This is a genomic window from Micromonospora sp. NPDC051924 (assembly GCF_055586005.1).
Genome location: NZ_JBVJJA010000083.1, coordinates 1 through 16,655, shown reverse-complemented (window position 1 = coordinate 16,655; position 16,655 = coordinate 1). Strand labels below are relative to the sequence as shown.

14 protein-coding genes are annotated in these 16,655 nt (G+C 70.3%); 11 read left to right on the top strand and 3 right to left on the bottom strand.

The annotated features are described in order from the left end of the window. Positions 1-539: ISAzo13-like element transposase-related protein (locus ACZ6S5_RS33645; RefSeq protein WP_466006326.1), on the bottom strand; the 539-nt coding region annotated here is incomplete at its 3' end. A 142-nt stretch (positions 540-681) separates the two neighbouring features. Further along, positions 682-1,524 (bottom strand): LysR family transcriptional regulator, encoded by an 843-nt coding sequence (locus ACZ6S5_RS33640; protein ID WP_466006325.1) that lies wholly within the window; start codon positions 1,522-1,524, stop codon positions 682-684. Positions 1,525-1,596: 72 nt separating this feature from the next. On the opposite strand from ACZ6S5_RS33640, the gene ACZ6S5_RS33635 reads away from it, so the two are divergent. From ACZ6S5_RS33635 to ACZ6S5_RS33615, 5 genes are all read left to right on the top strand, one after another. Next, positions 1,597-2,817: an MFS transporter gene (locus ACZ6S5_RS33635; RefSeq protein ID WP_466006324.1), complete on the top strand. Its 1,221-nt coding sequence runs from the start codon at positions 1,597-1,599 to the stop codon at positions 2,815-2,817. Between the two features lie 62 nt (positions 2,818-2,879). After that, the gene (locus ACZ6S5_RS33630) at positions 2,880-3,707 is read left to right on the top strand and encodes a PPOX class F420-dependent oxidoreductase (protein ID WP_466006323.1); all 828 of its coding nucleotides are present in this window, start codon (positions 2,880-2,882) and stop codon (positions 3,705-3,707) included. A gap of 51 nt (positions 3,708-3,758) precedes the next feature. Continuing rightward, positions 3,759-4,283, top strand: a complete 525-nt coding sequence (locus ACZ6S5_RS33625; protein ID WP_466006322.1) for a PadR family transcriptional regulator — start codon at positions 3,759-3,761, stop codon at positions 4,281-4,283. Next, the gene (locus tag ACZ6S5_RS33620; RefSeq protein WP_466006321.1) at positions 4,280-4,951 is read left to right on the top strand and encodes an ABC transporter ATP-binding protein; all 672 of its coding nucleotides are present in this window, start codon (positions 4,280-4,282) and stop codon (positions 4,949-4,951) included. Before ACZ6S5_RS33625 ends, ACZ6S5_RS33620 begins: the two co-directional genes overlap by 4 nt. Further along, complete coding sequence (locus ACZ6S5_RS33615; RefSeq protein WP_466006320.1) at positions 4,948-7,197, top strand: ABC transporter permease; 2,250 nt, start codon at positions 4,948-4,950, stop codon at positions 7,195-7,197. The genes ACZ6S5_RS33620 and ACZ6S5_RS33615 overlap by 4 nt, the downstream gene beginning before the upstream one ends. A 35-nt stretch (positions 7,198-7,232) precedes the next feature. Here the strand turns inward: ACZ6S5_RS33615 and ACZ6S5_RS33610 are convergent, their stop codons facing one another. Continuing rightward, positions 7,233-7,586, bottom strand: coding sequence for a nitroreductase/quinone reductase family protein (locus ACZ6S5_RS33610; protein ID WP_466006319.1), 354 nt, complete (start codon positions 7,584-7,586; stop codon positions 7,233-7,235). A gap of 772 nt (positions 7,587-8,358) precedes the next feature. Between ACZ6S5_RS33610 and ACZ6S5_RS33605 the strand changes: the two genes are divergently transcribed. From ACZ6S5_RS33605 to ACZ6S5_RS33580, 6 genes are all read left to right on the top strand, one after another. Next, positions 8,359-8,550: a hypothetical protein gene (locus tag ACZ6S5_RS33605; protein WP_466006318.1), complete on the top strand. Its 192-nt coding sequence runs from the start codon at positions 8,359-8,361 to the stop codon at positions 8,548-8,550. Positions 8,551-8,720: 170 nt separating this feature from the next. After that, on the top strand, positions 8,721-9,902 hold the full coding sequence (locus ACZ6S5_RS33600; protein ID WP_466006317.1) for an L-histidine N(alpha)-methyltransferase: 1,182 nt from the start codon (positions 8,721-8,723) through the stop codon (positions 9,900-9,902). 47 nt (positions 9,903-9,949) lie between these two features. Beyond that, a complete protein-coding gene (locus ACZ6S5_RS33595; RefSeq protein WP_466006316.1) occupies positions 9,950-10,570 on the top strand; it encodes a hypothetical protein in 621 nt (206 codons plus the stop codon). Positions 10,571-10,677: 107 nt separating this feature from the next. Further along, entirely contained in the window at positions 10,678-12,831 is a 2,154-nt protein-coding gene (locus tag ACZ6S5_RS33590) for an MMPL family transporter (protein ID WP_466006315.1), read from the top strand. Between the two features lie 194 nt (positions 12,832-13,025). Next, complete coding sequence (locus ACZ6S5_RS33585; RefSeq protein ID WP_466006314.1) at positions 13,026-13,922, top strand: hypothetical protein; 897 nt, start codon at positions 13,026-13,028, stop codon at positions 13,920-13,922. Positions 13,923-14,067: 145 nt separating this feature from the next. Next, entirely contained in the window at positions 14,068-16,509 is a 2,442-nt protein-coding gene (locus tag ACZ6S5_RS33580) for a M14 family zinc carboxypeptidase (protein ID WP_466006313.1), read from the top strand. Positions 16,510-16,655: the final 146 nt, after the last annotated feature.

Below are 16,655 nucleotides of genomic sequence, written 5' to 3'. Positions count from 1 at the left end.
GCGTCCCGGTGGGCGCGGGCGGCCTCGTTGAGGTAGTGAAACTGCGCGTCGCGGTCGGGATGCTGGGCGCCCTCAACGGTCTTGGCGTTGCCCTGCAGGCTGAACCCCTCCTCACGCAGCAGGTCGGCGACGGTGTCAGCACCGATCCGATGGCCACGTCGGGTCAGCTCGGCCGCCAGCCTGCGGGTCGACTTCGTCGTCCATCGCAGCGGCGACATCGGATCACCCCGCTCATCCGGCTCGACCAGGGCCAGCAGCGCCGGACGCAGCCCGGGGTCCAGCTCCGCCGCCCGCTTACGCCCTCCACCGGGCCTGCGGGCACGACCCAACGGCTCTGCACCAGCGTCAAGATCGGATACGCCTCTCGACACCGTGCCCTCCGCGACACCGGCCGCTCGGGCCACCAGCCTGATCCCGCCGTGCCCGAGGATCCGGGCCTCGGCCCCCATCAGCAGACGGCGCTGCCGCTCATCCAGATGCGGCAAGATCACCTGGAACTTGGCTGCCAGTAACGCCTCGGCCTCCGACACCAGTCGCATACCACATTAGACAGTCAGCGTATGCGAAGTTGCTACTTGTTCCTCTGCAAGCCCTAAGCAGTCTGCCTGAAGTTCTGCAGGTAACTGGGTGGCAGCCCGTCTGGGGTTGGACGGCAACCGGCGCGCCGTCCAGCCGCGAAACTCAGATCATGCGTCGTAGCGCGGTCTCCACGGCATCGATCAGCGGATCACCTTCGGTCCGCGGGTGCCGTGCGAGACCGAGCTCGACGTCCGGCAGGGTGGGCAGGGCGTCCGCGTCGTGGCAGGCCATGACCGGTTCGAGGTTCGCGGGCATGAGCGCCGCGACGCCGAGCCCGGCCCGTACGGCGGCGAGCACACCGAGCAGGCTGTTGCTTTCGAACGCCACCCGCCAACGTCGATCGGCACGTTCCAGCGTTTCCAGCACTGAGGTACGCCAGAAGCACGGGTTCGAGAACAGCACCACCGGCAGCGGATCGGCAGTCACGTCCACACCCTGGCCGATCGCCCAGACCAGCGGGCGGCGTACCGTCCAGCGCGGCGGCCCGGGAACGTACGGCACCTCGTCGAGCACGAGTTGGACGCGGCCCGCGTCGTAGGCCTCCCGCATCGCGGCGTTGGAAAAGGTGAGCACCTCCAGCGTCGCGCCGGGGTGCAGCCGGGCGAGGTCGGCGAGGGCCTGTGGAAGCTGGGACGCCGCGAGGTCTTCGAGCAACCCGACGCCGCAGCGGCCGGTAAGCGCGCGCCCGGTTTCGGTGAGTGCCTGTGCCGAGAGCGAGAGGATGCGTTCGGCGTACGGCAGGAGCTCCTCACCCGCCCGGGTCGGCGAGACGCCGGACGGCGACCGGTAGAGCAGCGGGCGGCCGACGGCGCTCTCCAGCTTGCGTAACTGCTGGCTGAGCGCGGGCTGGGTATGTCCGAGCGTGGTCGCGGCGCGGCTGATGCTGCCCGCCCGCACGGCGGTGACGAACGACCGCAGCAACACGATCTCAAGATCCCTTGCCATAAGCGTTCATTATGCCAGCTCCAAGAAGTTAACCACTTCCTATGGCCTGGCGGGTGACCTAACGTCCGGCAGGTGACCAGATACCGACAGGTGCTCGCCGTGCCAGGGATGGCACTGCTGCTGGGCGTTTCGCTGCTCGCCCGTGCCGCGATCACGGCTGACGTGACGGCGTTGACGATGTATGTCGTGCTGGGCCTGGACATGAGCTACGCCGCGGCGGGTGGTGTCGCGGCGGCTCTGACCGTCGGGTTGGCGCTGGGCGGGCCGCTGCTGGGCCGCATGATCGACCGGCGGGGCCTGCGTACCGTGCTGCTGGTAACTGTCGTAGCGCAGGTCGTGTTCTGGCTGAGCGTGCCGGTCCTGCCGTACGGGATCCTGCTGGGCGCCGCCTTCGCGGCGGGTCTGCTGATGGTGCCGGCTCAGCTGGTGACCAGGCAGGCGATCGCCGCGATGACGACGGCGGGACAGCGCCGGGCCGCGTTCGCGCTGGAAGCGGTGCAGGGCGAGCTGTCGTACATGGTGGGACCACCGGTGGTGATCCTGTGTGCGGCGAAGATGTCCCCCGGTGTGGTGGCGTGGGGGGTCGGCGCCGCGATCGTGGCCGGCGGAGCCGGGATCGCCTTGCTCAACCCGCCGCTGCGTGCCGAGGACGAGGCGAATGCCGGTGCGGCCGGGCGGCCCCCGCGCCGGGAGTGGCTGGGCGCCGGCATGATTGCCGTACTGACGATGGCGTTCGGTACCACGACGCTGCTCAGCGGCGTCGACCTCGCCATCATCGCCACGCTCAAAGAAGCAGGTCAGGTGTCCTGGGCCGCCGTGGTCGTAGCCGTGTTCGGCGTGGCCTCCGTCACCGGCGGGTTGATTTTCGGCGCGCTGCCCCGGCCGCTGCCCACGTGGCTGCTGCTCGGCCTGCTCGGGCTCGTGACGATTCCCGCCGGGCTTGCCCACGACTGGCCCTGGTTGTGCGTGGCCGTTCTCGGCGCCGGGCTTCTCACCGCGCCGACCCTTTCCACGGTGGCCGACGCGGTGAGCCGGCTGGCGCCGGCCAGCGTGCGGGGCGAGGCGACAGGTCTGCAATCCTCGGCGCTGAGCGCGGGTTTCGCGCTCGGAGCCCCGATCGTCGGGGTGGCGATCGACGTCTCCGTGCCGGCGGGCGGCTTCGCGGCGGCCGGGCTGGCCGGCCTCGCCGCCGCGCTGACTGGATGTCTGTTGTCCCGCCGCTCACCCGCCCGACCGCGGTCTCCGCTCAGCGATCTCGGCCTCGCCGAGGCACCGGACCTCGCACGCCGCTGAGTGTCACCCGGGTGCCAGGCCGCGGCCGGTCACACGCCGGGCCGGTGGCCCGTCATCCGGGCATGAGAAGCATGGTGCGGGTCGTGGTCGCGCTGCTCGGCGTGGCGTCGCTGGCGGTCGGGGTGTGGGCGCTGACCGCGCCGGATTCGTTCAGCTCGGCGGTGGCGTTCCCGCCGCACGTGCACTTCGTGCACGACGTGGGGGCATTCCAGCTCGGCATCGGGGCGACCCTGCTGCTGGCCCTGATCTGGGCCGACGGGCTGGCGGTCGCCCTGGCCGGGTACGTCGTCGGCAGCGCGGCGCACACCGTGTCGCACGTGGTTGACGCCGACCTGGGCGGCAGCGCCGCCCAGACCTGGGCGGTCGGGTTGTCGGCCGTGCTGGCCCTGGCCGCGCTGGCGGCCCGGCTGCGGCAACTCGGTTGGGTTGTCGGCTACGTCGACCCCGCACCGGCACCCGAGTGGGCGCCGCTGGTGCGGCAGAAGACCGTGGTGCTGACCACCGTCAAGCGGGACGGGACCGCCGTGCCGACGGCGGTGAGCGTCGCGGTGGCGGGGGAGCGGGCGTACGTGCGCAGCTTCGAGAAGGCGTGGAAGACCCGGCGGATCGCCAACAACCCGCGGGTGACCCTGGCCCCCTCGACGGCGCTGGGCAAGCCGACCGGGGCCGCGATCGAGGCGGTGGCCCGGCGGCTGAGCGGTGCCGAATACCGGGCGGCCAGCCGCGCGCTCATCCGCAAGCACCCGATGCTGCACGGGGTGCTGGTGCCGTTGACGCACCGGCTCGGGCGCGCCAAGACCGGCCGGACCGTCCACTTCGAGCTGACCCCGGTGACGGCGACCGGCCGGCCGGCCGCCGCAGCCACCGTCGGGCGGGACACCGCGAACTGACATACGCGGGGGATATATACGCGAGGTATACGCTGAGGGTATGGTGCACTCATGAGTGTTCCCATGACCCTGCTCGGACTGCTCGAACGCGAGCCCAGCCACGGCTACGACCTGAAGCGCGACTACGACACCTTCTTCAGCCGGGGCAAGTCGCTGCCGTTCGGCCAGGTCTACGCGACCCTCGGCCGGCTCGTCCGCGACGGCAAGATCGTCGTCGGCGAGATCGAGCCCGGCGTCGGCCCCGAGCGCAAGCGCTACGTCATCACCGACCGCGGCGCGACCGAGTTCGAGTCGTGGCTGACCGAGCCGGTGCAGGCCGAACCCAACCTGCAGACCGTGCTGTTCACCAAGGTCGTGCTGGCGCTCATGCTCGACCGCCCCGCCGAGGAATACCTCGACACCCAGCGCGCCACCCACCTGCTGCGGATGAAGGAGCTCACGGACATCAAGCGCGGCGGCAACCTGGTCGACGCCATGCTGGCCGACCACGGCCTGTTCCACCTGGAAGCCGACCTGCACTGGATCGACACCACCGCCGCCCGGCTGGATGCCCTCCGCACGGTGGTGAAGGGATGAAGGCGATCGAGGCGCGCGACGTCGCGCTGTCCTTCGGCGAGACCCCCGCGCTGCGCGGCGCCAGCATCTCGGTGGCCCCCGGCGAGATCGTCGCCATCATGGGCCCCAGCGGCTCCGGCAAGTCCACCCTGCTGCACTGCCTGGCCGGGATCCTGGTGCCCGACGCCGGCGAGATCCACTTCGACGGCCGCCGGATCGACACCCTCAGCGAGACCGAGCGCAGCCTCCTGCGCCGCGACCAGTTCGGGTTCGTGTTCCAGTTCGGGCAGCTGGTGCCGGAGCTGACCGCCGAGGAAAATGTCGCGCTGCCGCTGCTGCTCGGCGGCGTCAAGCGGGCCGCCGCGCTGAAGGAGGCGCGGCCCTGGTTCGAGCGACTCGGCCTGGCCGGGCTGGAGCACCGCCGCTCCGGTGAGCTGTCCGGCGGCCAGGCCCAGCGCGTCGCGCTGGCCCGCGGCCTGGTCGCCCGCCCCGGGGCGCTGTTCGCCGACGAGCCCACCGGGGCGCTCGACACGCTCACCGGCGAGCAGGTCATGGACCTGCTGGTCTCCTCGGCCCGCGAGCAGGGCACCACCGTCGTGCTGGTCACCCACGAGGCCCGGGTCGCCGCGTACGCCGACCGGCAGGTCATCGTGCGCGACGGCAAGGTGAACGCGCTGGTGCACTCATGATCCGGTTCGCGCTCCGGCTGTCCCTGGCCGGCGGGCGGGAAGCCGCCACCCGGCTGGTCATCATCGCCGCCGCGGTGGCGCTCGGCGTCGGCATGCTCCTGACCACCCTCGCCGGCATGAACGCGGTCAACGCCCAGAATCAGCGCTACGCCTGGCTGAACACCGCCGTCGCCCCGGCCGCCGCCGACCCGTCGGTCGACCCGATGTGGTGGCTGATCCGGGAGGACTACTACCACGGCGAGTCGATCGGCCGGGTCGAGGTCGCGGCGACCGGTCCGGACGCGCCCGTCCCGCCGGGCATCCCGCGCCTGCCCCGCCCCGGCGAGTACTACGTCTCGCCCGCCCTCGGCGAGCTGCTGCGGACCACCCCGGCCGCGCAACTCGGCGACCGGTTCCCCGGCCACCAGGTCGGCACCATCGGGCAGGTGGCGCTGCCGTCGCCGGATTCGCTGCTGATCGTCATCGGCCGCACCCCGACCGACCTGGAGCACCTGGGAGCCAGGAAGGTCACCCAGATCATGACCACCGCGCCGGACCAGTGCAGCAGGGGCTGCTACGTCGGGATCAGGCACGACGGCATGACCCTCGTGCTGTCCATCGTCGCGACCGCGCTGCTGTTCCCGGTGCTCATCTTCATCGGCACCGCCACCCGGCTGGCCGCCACCCGACGGGAGCAACGCTTCGCCGCGATGCGGCTGGTCGGCGCCACACCACGGCAGATCTCCCGCATCTCCGCGGTCGAGTCGACCCTGGCGGCCGCCGCCGGCACCCTCGTCGGGTTCGGCCTGTTCCTCGCGCTCCGACCCGCAGTCGCCACCATCCCGTTCACCGGCGACCCGTTCTTCACCACCGACCTGTCGCTCACCCTCGTCGACGTCCTGGAAGTCGCGCTCGGCATCCCGCTCGGCGCCGTCCTGGCCTCCTGGCTGGCGCTGCGCCGGGTGCAGATCTCCCCGCTGGGCGTGACCCGGCGGATCACCCCGAAACCGCCGCGCGCCTGGCGGCTGATCCCCCTGGCTGCCGGGATCGCCGAGCTGACGTACTTCGTCGGCCGGCGTCCCCCCACCACCAACGGGCAGCTCACCGCGTACCTCTCGGGGTTTGTGCTGATCCTGACCGGGCTGCTGCTGGCCGGCCCGTGGCTGACCATGCTCGGTGCCCGCCTGCTGGCCGGGCGGGCCAGCCGGCCCGCCACCCTCATCGCCGGGCGACGCCTCGCGGACAACCCCAAGGCGGCGTTCCGGTCGGTCAGCGGCCTGATCGTGGCGCTCTTCGTGACCAGCGTCGCCACCGGTGTCATCACCACCTACGTCGCCAACCGCGGCGAGCCGCGCACCGACTCGGTGGCCGCCACGTCCCTGTCGACGTGGTTCCCGCCCGAGGACGGCCCCGCGCCGACCGCCGACCAGATCCCACCACTGGCGACCATCCCTGGGGTACGCAGCGTGACCCTGGTCCGCGCCAACCCGGTCGACACACCACCCCCGGTCGAGGTCCGGGGGAATCCGGCGGATGCCGCCGCCTACCGGGCATGGTGGCCCGGCATCATCACGTGCGCCGAGCTGGACCGCCTGGCGGTGTTCGGCACCTGCCCCGCCGGCGCTCAGGTCGCGGCCGTGGCCGACGACCTCATCGGCGAGCGCGCCTGGGACCTGACCAACGACAGCTACGTCTGGCCCGCCGCCGACGCCGCCCCCGCGCAGGTCGACCGGCAGCCGATCCGATCGGTGGTCGTCAACACCACCAGCCGCGCCGCCTTCGAACAGGCCCGCACCATGATGATCAACGCGTTCCCGGCACAGCGGTTCGCCAGCAGCACCGCCGAGTGGGAGTCGGACTCCGCGCGGCTGCTGCGGCAGTTCCAGCAACTGGCCAACGTGGTCATGCTGGCCAGCCTGCCGATCGCCGGCTGCAGCCTGGCGGTGAGCGTGGCCGGCGGGCTCAGCGACCGCAAGCGTCCGTTCAGCATGCTGCGGCTCACCGGCGTGCAGCTGCGCACGCTGCGCCGGGTGGTGGCGCTGGAGACCGTCGTGCCGCTGCTGCTCGTCGCCGTGGTGGCGACGGGGATGGGGTTCCTGGCCGCGCACCTGTTCCTGCGGTCGCAGCTGCACTACACGCTGCTGCCGCCGAGCGCGTCGTTCTACCTCATGGTCGCCGGCGGGCTGGCGGTGTCGCTGGGCATCGTCGCCTCGACGCTGCCGCTGCTGCGCCGGATCACCGGCCCGGAGACCGCCCGGAACGAATGACCTGGCCGGGGAGGGTCGGGGCGTCCCGACCCTCCCTAGCCCAGCGGCACCTGGACCGCGACGTCGTGCTTCGGGTAGTGCGACTCGATCCGGTCCGCGCCGTACTTGGCCCGGAACATCTCCACCACGTGGTCGACCCGGGCGGCGTCGGTGATCGGGGTGGCGCTCGAACTCAACGCCGTACCGTTCACCGTCAGCTCGACCATCGGGGTCTGCCGGACGTTCTTGTACCACTGGCTGTCCGAGCCGGTCACCGGCACCAGGAACACGCTGTCGTCCTCCAGCACGAACCACACCGGGCGCGAGATCTGCCGCCCAGTCTTCCGGCCGGTGACGGTGAGCTCGACCTCGCCGACGCCATCCAGCGCCTCCCAGACCGCATTCGCCACGATGCCTCCCGTCAGCTGACCCGACTGTGCCTCGCCGCCAGGCTACGGACCCGCGCGCCGGGCCGCCGCCGGATCGAGGACCTTGTCACCGGTACGGGCGTGCGAGGCCGCCTTCCTGGGTACGCGAAAGGGACCCGGGTCCGAAGAGGAGGAGGTGGCGGCGGTGTCCTCGACCAGCCGGCCGGCTTACACCCCACGTCATGCCGCCTCGGAGGCCCCGGTCGCCGCTGCCAACGGACGGTCCGGGCCGCCGGCTCCGGCGGAGCCCGCGCCGGGACCGCGCCACCTCGCGCTACTGGCGGCCGCCGTCGCGGTGCTCGGCCTGTCCGCGTACGTCATGACCGCCGACTGGGCCGGACCCGGAACGGAGGGCAGGTTCGAGGGCGGTGCCCCGGTCACCCCGGGTACCGTGCCCGGGTCGAGCGTCGCGCCCTCGGCGTCCGGCACGACCGCTTTCCCCACCGCGGACCCCGATGCCCCGGGCGCGGGATCGGTTCCCTCGGCGCCCGGCGGCCCCGCTTCCCGCACGTCGGCTCCCGGCGCCGCAAGCGAACGTCCGGCGCCCGGCACGACCGCTCGCCGCGCGGCGGCTCCCGATGGCGAAGGCGGCGGACCGGGGCGCGGTCCGGCCGACTCCGGTCCTCCTCGACCGACACCGGGACGCACCTCACCGGCACCCGGCCCGACCGGCTCGCCCGTCCGGCCGCCGTCCACGGGCGTCGAGCGGTGCGGGGCACCGGAGAATCCGTACGGCTACAACTACTGCGGCGGCGTGCTGGTCCACGAGCCGGCCCCCGACGTGTGCCGCTGGTTCGTCTGCGTTCCCGGGTTCTGGGCGGGCCGGGGTTACCTGACCGTGTGCTCGGACGGCCGGATCGGCATGGTGGGCGGCCCGGCCGGCCAGTGCCCGGAGCGCGCTGGCAGGAAAGACCCGGTGTACGCCGATCAGCCGGCCGCAGGCTGACCGCGCGCCCGGCCCGTACGGTTGCTTCTGGATAGCCGCAATTGCCGTCAAAAGGTCCGGCGCTTGCCATCCTGCACCCGATCAAAGCGGCTACCTGGAAAGACTTTGACGCTGTTAAGGTTGGCGAGCGGAACATGGGGACGGTCCGACCTCGCCGGGGGTTGCATAACATGGATCAGCAGGCCAGGGAGCAGTTAAAGCTGCTGCGCAGACTCGAGAAAGTCATTTCGGAAACCGAGTTCTCCTGGTCGCTGTGCCTGGTCGGGGAAGACCAGTCCCGAAAGCTCAACGAGCTGGCCGCCGAGCTGCAGCGTCCCTTCTCCTCGACCGGCGACGAGAAGCGGATCGTGTCCGGCTACTCCTACTGGGGCATCGAACCGGCGGTGAACTGGCAGCGGGCCTGCACCGACCCCAACTATCCGGTGATGCGGGACGGGATCGAAACCTTCAGCCGGCGCTGGCGGAATCTGCATTCCCGGCACAACGGCCGCCCCTATCACTACATCAGCCTGGGCCCGGGCACCGGGGAAAAGGATGCGGTGGTCCTGGCTGACCTGCAGCCGTCGAACCCCGAGATGTACTACGTGCCCGTCGACATGAGCGCAGAGATGCTGCGTCTCGGCCTCAAGCCGATTAAGTCACTGCCTTTCTTCCGGCAGTTCCGCAACCAGTTGCTTCCGGTGCAGCTCGATTTCTCCGTCGAGGAGAACGTGGCCGAGCTGAACGAATTGCGTGACCGGCTGATGGGCGACGAGCCGGTGCTGTTCTCGCTGCTCGGCAACACGATGGCCAACTTCGACGAGGACGTCGACCTGGTCGAGCGGCTCAGCACACAACTGCTCCGCCCGCAGGACCGGCTCCTGGTGGAGGTCGCCACCGCATCCCACCTCGACGACCGGATGGCGCAGCAGGCGGCCCGGGAGTACGAGACCAGCTGGGTGTTCCGCGAGTTCGTCATCAGCGCCCTGCGCCAGAACACCGACCTCTCGGTGAACATGAACCACGTCCGGTTCGAAGGGGTGGTCGAGGAGGGCCGGTCGCTGGTGATCAAGGTGATCTACGGCAACCAGTCGGCCGAGGACCTGAAGATCGTGCTCCCGAACCGCAGCCGGATCGATTTCCCGCGCGGAGACACCATCCGCCTGCTCATCACCCGGAAATACCAGCTGAAGGCCCTGGCGGCCGCGCTGGCCAAGGCGGGCCTCTTCGTGGAGAACGAGGCCTTCACCCAGTTCCAGGCCTCCGAGCGGGTCCGCCGGTTCGGCATGGACCTGATGCTCCTGTCGAGCAGCGACAGCGGCAACGGCCACGACACGGCCGCCCGGGACGTGTTCCGCCGACCCGGCAAATGACGAGCGGACCGGGGCGGCCACCACGCCCGGCGTCCCTGCCGTCGTGGGTGACGGCGCCCCGCACCTGGATCATGGCGGTCACCGCCGGCAGCCTGGCGGTCGCCTTCGTGGTCAGCGCCGTCTGGTGGCGCCGGTCGGCCGGCATGGCCAGCTTCGAGCCGGCGGTGCAGATCCTGGGCCTGCTCGGCGGCATCACCGGTATCGTCGCCGAGCGCTGGGCGGCCGGACGGGAGCGGCGGGCCGAGGCCCTGCAGGCCATCGGCGAGGAGTTGCAGGACAACCGGAAGATCCTGACCTCGCCACCCTTCTCCGTGGGAGCCACGCAGCCGGCCCGCCGGCAGGTCTACCCCCGGATGAGCCTGTCGGCGGTGAACGCCGCGCTGTCGTCCGCCGTGCTGTCCCCACGGCGGGACGAGACGCTGGCCGGCCTGCTCCACGACTGGCGGAACGAGGCGGAGATCTTCAACCACCAGCTCTCCCTCGCCGAGATCCTCGCCTTCACCAACGGATCCGACGAGGTGCTGCGCGACCTCCACCAGGGGCTGCACAGCGCCGACGGCCCACTGGAACGCATGCAGGAACACCTCAACGCCCTCATGGCGATCCCGCCGCTCGCGACGGCCGGCCCCAGACCGCGCCGCGCCCGGAAAGCGGGCAGCAGCCGCTAGGCGTCCGAAAAGGATTGCGTGCCGACGGTAGGCTGTACAGCCGGTAGCGAAGGCTGCCGCCAGGGTGACAGACCGTACTTCAGTGGAGCCGAGACACGGGGGACACCATGTTCGAGCGGCTGGGCAGATTCGTCGTCGGCAAAGCGTGGTGGGTGATCGGCGGCTGGCTGCTCGCCGCCGTCGCCATCGTCCTCACCACACCGTCGCTGTCCGACATCACCTCCGCCGACCAGGAGAGCTTCCTGCCCCACTCCTACGAGTCGGTGCAGGCCACCGAACTGGGCAAGAAGGCGTTCCCGCAGCAGGCCACGGCGACGGCGACCATCGTGGTCAAGCGCGCCGACGGGCAGCCGCTCACGTCGACGGACGAGGCGAAGGTGGGCCAGGTCGCCCAGTCGCTCAAGGCCAGGAACATCCCGCACACCTCCGGCTACCTGACCGGCCCGCCGGCCGTGGCGCCGGACAAGTCCGTGCAGGTGGTCAGCGTCGGACTGGACGCGCCGACCCCGGACGACCCGGCGCTGCTGGATGCCGTACGCGATCTGCGCGCGGGCATCGGACCGCAACTGGCCGGCAGTGGGCTGACCGCCGGGGTGGCCGGCGACGTGGCCAGCTTCGTCGACAACGAGAACACCTTCAACAAGGCCTTCTCGGTGGTCGGCGTCGCCACCATCATCCTGATCATCGGACTGATCCTGATCATCTTCCGCAGCCCCATCGCCGCGCTGCTGCCCGTCGTGACCATCAGCCTGGTCATGACCGTCACGACCGGGCTCGTCGCCGCCGCCGGCAAGGCCTTCGACCTCAACGTCAGCCAGGACCTGCAGACGATCCTGCTGATCGTGCTGTTCGGCATCGGCACCGACTACATCCTGTTCCTGCTCTTCCGCTACCGCGAGCGGCTGCGTGCCGGCGACGACAAGCGCACCGCGATGATCGTCTCCGTCCAGCGGGTCGGCGAGGTCATCACCTCGGCCGCCGGCGCCGTCATCGTCGCCTTCCTCGTACTGCTGCTCGCGTCCCTCGGCTTCTTCGGCTCGCTCGGTCCGGCGCTCGCGATCGCCGTCGGGGTCATGCTGGTCACGTCGCTCACCCTCATTCCGGCCGTCGTCTCACTGCTCGGCCGGTATGTCTTCTGGCCGTCCAAGGCCTGGCAGCGCGTCCCGAAGGCCACCATGTCCCACCGCCTCGGCACCGCCATCGGCCGCCGTCCGGCGCTCGTCGCCGCGGCATCCGGCGCCCTGCTGGTCGCGCTCGCCGCCGGCGTGCTGGGTTACAAGGCCGACTACGACTTCAGCGCCGGCTTCCCGCAGGACACCGAGTCGGCCAGGGCCGCCAAGGACCTGCAACGCGGCTTCGCCGCCGGCGCGCTCGCCCCCACCGAGGTCTACCTGACCACCGGCAACGGGACGCCGCTCACCGAGCAGCAGATCACCGACTTCGCCGCCGCCGCTACCACAGCGCCGGGCGTCGGCCGGGCGCAGCCGCCGGAGCGCAGCAGCGACCCCAGCGTGGCCCGGGTCAATCTGCTGCTCAACGAGAACCCGGTCTCCAACGAGGCCATCACCCTCGTCCGCGACGACCTGCGCGACGCGATGCACCAGGCGGCCCCGGCCGGGACTAGGGCACTGGTCGGCGGACCCACCGCGATCTTCGCCGACATCAACTCGGCCAACAACCGCGACCTGTCGGTCATCCTGCCCGTGGCCGCCGGCCTGATCGCGCTCATCCTCGCGCTGCTGCTGCGCAGCCTGGTCGCGCCGATCTACCTGGTGATCGCGGTGCTGCTCAACTTCGCCGCCACCCTGGGCGCCACCGTCTACCTATTCCAGGGGTTGCAGGGCAAGCCCGGCATCACCTTCCAGCTGCCGATCATCCTCTACCTGTTCGTCGTGGCGATCGGCACCGACTACAACATCCTGATGATCGCCCGGCTACGCGAGGAGGCGCGCGAGGGCAACGAGCCACATCAGGCCGCCGCGATCGGTGTGGAGCACGCCGGGCCGACGGTCGCGGCGGCGGGGCTGATCCTGGCCGGGACGTTCGGGGTGCTGATGCTCGCGCCGATCTCGTTCCTGCAGCAGATGGGGTTCGCGGTGGCGATCGGGATTGTGCTGTCGGCGTTCGTCATGTCGATGTTCTTCGTCCCGGCGTTGACCGCGCTGATCGGGCACGCGGCGTGGTGGCCGGGGCACGGGGATGAGCGGCGGGTCAGCGAGCCGGACGTCCCGCCAGAGCAGGTCAGCGTGGCGGGGGCGTAGCGGGCGGCGCGGCCACCCGGGAGGCGGAGCGCGCCGACACGGACCGCCGGTCTTTGACCTGCATCAACTATTGACCTGCTTCAAACAGCGAGTCGAGACTGGCAGGCGGAGCGCCCACAAACGGGAGGTCACGCATGCGGTCTCGAATTCGTTCCGCGCTGCTGCTCATCGTCACGGCCGCTGTGGCGGTCCTCGTGGCACCGCCGGCCGCCCAAGCGGCCGGCACCGTCCCATCCCACCTCACCATCACTCCCAGCAGCCCGGCCTACGTCGGCTACACGGTCACGGGCAAGGTCACGCTGTCGTTCGATGACGGTGCCGACAAGACCGGCTCGGTGATCCACATGCAGCGGACGTTCAACGGGCAGGTAACCCCGCTACCGGACATCGTGGCCACGTCGTGGGGCGACTGGTTCTACGACTACCCACAGGCCGCGGGCACCTACGAGTACCTGGCCACCTTCGACGGCGACGATGTGCACGCGCCGGCACAGGCGACGGCGACCGTCACCGTGACCCGGGTCCCCTCCCACCTCAACCTCAGCGCCAACAACCCGTCCTGCGCCGGATGCACGATCTCAGGATCAGTCAGCCTGTGGTTCGACGACTACGTTGACGCGACGGGTTCAGTGATCCACATGCAGCGGACGTTCAACGGCGAGGTGACCGCCCTGCCCGATATCGTGCTCGGCTCATCCGGCAACTGGTTCTACGACTACCCCCAGGCGGCGGGCACCTACGAGTATCTGGCCACCTTCGACGGCGACGACGTGCACGCGCCGGCACAGGCGACGGCGACGGTGACCGTGGAGCGTCGAGCCGCCTACGTGGGCATGAACGTCTGGGCGGACCCGCAGGGCACGCTGCACATGTACGCCAAGCTCGCCGGCTGCCATACCGATTGCGAGCTGGTGATCACCGCTGCCACAGACAGCCGGAGCTGGGAGATTGCCCGCTACACGTTCCCGGAGGGTGGCGGGGACACGCCGACGATCAGCTTCAAGCGGCAGGGTGCCACCCGCGTGATCGCGTCGTACGCGGGCGACGACTGGTTCCTGCCGGCGCAAGCCGTGGCGACCGCGCCGTTCTAACGCGTGTCCCAGTAGCTGGAGGTTGCGCATCGATCTTGACTGATGGTGATTCGGCGATCACGCTTTGCGTAGCTGCGGCAGTCGAGGTTGCCACCGGCGACCTCGACTGCGTGGCCTTCTGGGTCGCCTCGCCGGAAGGACTCTCATGAGGAGTACAGGAAGAGCCAACGGACCGCGCCGATTCCTCGCCCTGCTCGCGCTACCGCTGGCGCTCGCCGTCAGCGCACCCGGCCTCGCCAATCCGACCTCGGACAGCGCGGCGGCCCCCGACCGGTCGTCGACCGGCGAACAGAACGGCGTCGGCCTGATGCGCATCGTCGTCGCCGATACGTCGGGCATCGACCGTCTCAACGACCTCGGCGTCGATCTCGCCGAATACGTCAAGCCCGTCGACAACGGCATCGAGGTGCACGCGATCCTCAGCCCGCAGGAAAGCCAGGCGCTGCGGGACCAGGGCTTCGACGTGCAGGACGCCATCTCCGACCAGAGCGACTACGCGCAGAACATGGCCGAACGGTCCGCCTCGATCCAGGCCGCGACCGCCGCCACGGCCAGCACCGACACCCTGACCGTGCTGCGGGCCGAATGGTTCACCAGCCTTAACGACCAACTCTTCCTCAACATCGAGGTGAAATCCAGCGCCGGCACCGACTCCACGACCGTGCTGACGGCCAGCTGGGACAGCGGGCCCGGCACAGCTATCGGCTCCGGCGGTACCGCCACCATGTCCCGGTTCACCGACGCCGGCCAGTACATGTACCACCGGTTCAGCAACCCCGTCGCCATCGACGCCGCACCGGCCAGGGCCACCATCACCAGCAACAAGGGCGGCTCGGTCACGGTCGACGTCGCGAAGTGGCTGGGCAGCCCGCGCAAGGCCCCCGGCGAGCACCCGTACGTGTCGGACTTCGTCGACCACTACATGGACCCCACAGAGGTCACCGCGCGGTTCACCGGGCTGGCCGCAGAGTTCCCCAAGCTGACCGAGCTGATCGACCTGCCGTACAAGACCAACGGCTACCGGCGCAAGGCGCAGGCCCAGTTGGGCACCGCCGCGGCCAGCACCGTCTACGTCACCTCGACGGCGTACGGCTCCGAGGGCGGCAACGACATCACCATGTCGCTGGCCGACCCGGGCGTGGCGAACGCTCCGCTGACGGTGAGCGTGTCCGGCACTGCCGTCACGGTCAGCCTGGCCACCAACGGCTCCGGCGCGATCACCAGCACGGCGGCGCAGGTCGTCGCCGCGGTCAACGGCAACGTTGACGCGGCCAAACTGCTCACCGCGAGCACGTACCGGGGCAACGCCGGCGCGGGCGTGGTGGCCGCGGCCCTGGTCACCCAGCTGACCGACAACCTGAAGGCGCCGGCGAGCGTGTCCCGCGAGCCGTTCCAGATGAAGGTGCTGCGGATCGGCAAGCACCGCGATGGCTCGAAGGTCGGCGTCTTCCTCTACTGCCAGGAACACGCCCGGGAATGGGTGACCCCGCTGGTCTGCGTGGAGTCGGCCGAGCGGCTGCTGCGCAACTACGCGCAGGACCCGAACACCCGCAAAATCGTCGACGACCTGGACATCTTCATCCTGCCCGTCGTCAACCCCGACGGCGCGCACTACAGCATGTACGACTTCAACATGCAGCGGCGGAACATGACCAACCACTGCCCAGAGACCAACGCGGACCCGGGCCGCCGCAACTCCTGGGGCGTGGACATCAACCGGAACTTCTCGGTCGGTTCCGTCTTCGACGGCTACGTCGGCGCGTCGGCGACCAACTGCACCAGCGACACCTTCGCCGGGCCGAGCGAACTGTCCGAGCCGGAGGCGCGCAACGAGGTCTGGCTGGTCGACCACTTCCCGAACATCAAGCTCTCCATGAACACCCACTCCTACGGCGGGTACTTCATGTGGCCGCCGGGGGCGTACAAGGCCGCCGGGCGGGAGGTGCTGCCGCGGGTCGACCAGGGCACCGAGGCGTACTTCTGGACCTCCTCGGACTACATCCTCTCCCGGGTCCAGGAATACCGGGGCACGGCGATCTGGCCGGGCCGCACCGGACCGGTGACCGACGTGCTGTACTCGGCGGCCGGCAACAGCGCCGACGAGCACTGGTACAACCGGGGCATCATCGGCTGGGACTTCGAGGTCGGCGCGGACATCTACGACCCGGCGACCAAGCGGTTCACCGCGGTCGGCTTCCAGCCGCCGTTCGCCGAGGGGCACGAGGAGGCGATGGAGTTCGCCAACGGCAACATCGCCATCCTCGAGGTGGCCCGGGCGTACGCGACGGACAAGATCCAGCCGAAGACGTCGCTGAAGGTTGTGAAGCAGGAGGCGGGGTTTACGGCGTTCACGTTCAGCACCAGTGAGCCGGCGAATGTGTACTTCACGCTGGATGGCAGCCGGCCGACGTACAGCTCGCCGAAGCTAGCGCTGGCGGGGATGCGCGAGGGGGTCCAGAGCATCACGGTGAACAGCGAGACGACCGTCAACTGGTTCTCGATCGACATCGCCGGCAACGTGGAGAGCAACTACAAGCCGGACGGTGAAGGCAGCAACTACAACAAGCAGAGGGTAGGCGTTCAGTAGGCAAGCCAATGCTTGGAGCCTGGTGGGGGGGGGGGGGGGGGGGGGGGGGGGAAGGAGGGGGGGGGGGGGGGGGGGGGGGGGGGGGGGGGGTTTTCCCCCGTTTGTTGCCAAACAATGCGTTTTCTTTAGGGGTTCCCCCTCACCTC